Origin of the sequence: Hymenobacter glacialis (assembly GCF_001816165.1) — a bacterium.
Taxonomy (GTDB): Bacteria; Bacteroidota; Bacteroidia; order Cytophagales; family Hymenobacteraceae; genus Hymenobacter; species Hymenobacter glacialis.
In genome coordinates this window covers 1-343 of the sequence record NZ_MDZC01000012.1, presented here as the reverse complement: position 1 = coordinate 343, position 343 = coordinate 1, and the positions used below count along the sequence as shown (strand labels likewise).

Sequence of the window (343 nt, the reverse complement as noted above, 5' to 3'; positions counted from 1 at the left end):
CAGCGAGTAGTTGCCGGCGTCCACGTTGGTGGTGGCGTTCGGGGCGTTGATGGCCACCGTGGCCGTCACCGTCTTGCCCGTGCCCACGCGCTTGGTGTCGAACAGGCCGTTGCTGGCGCTTACTTCCACCTTATCCCCGCTCACCAACCCGCTGGTGGCCGCGTCCAGGAAGGCCGAGGGGCTGGCCGTGCGGCCGCCGTCGTACTGCTTGTTGGTGGCGTTGAGGGCGATGGTCAGGGCCTTGGCCGTGATGTAGGAGGCCGCGTTGGTGGCCGAGGCGTTAACGTTGGCCAGCGAGTAGTTGCCGGCGTCCACGTTGGTGGTGGCGTTCGGGGCGTTGATG

At 67.3% G+C, this 343-nt stretch carries 1 protein-coding gene; it reads right to left on the bottom strand.

The window, feature by feature from the left end:
* Nucleotides 1-343, bottom strand: a 343-nt coding sequence (locus BEN48_RS18940) for a YDG domain-containing protein (protein WP_158010061.1), incomplete at both ends; no start/stop codon positions are given.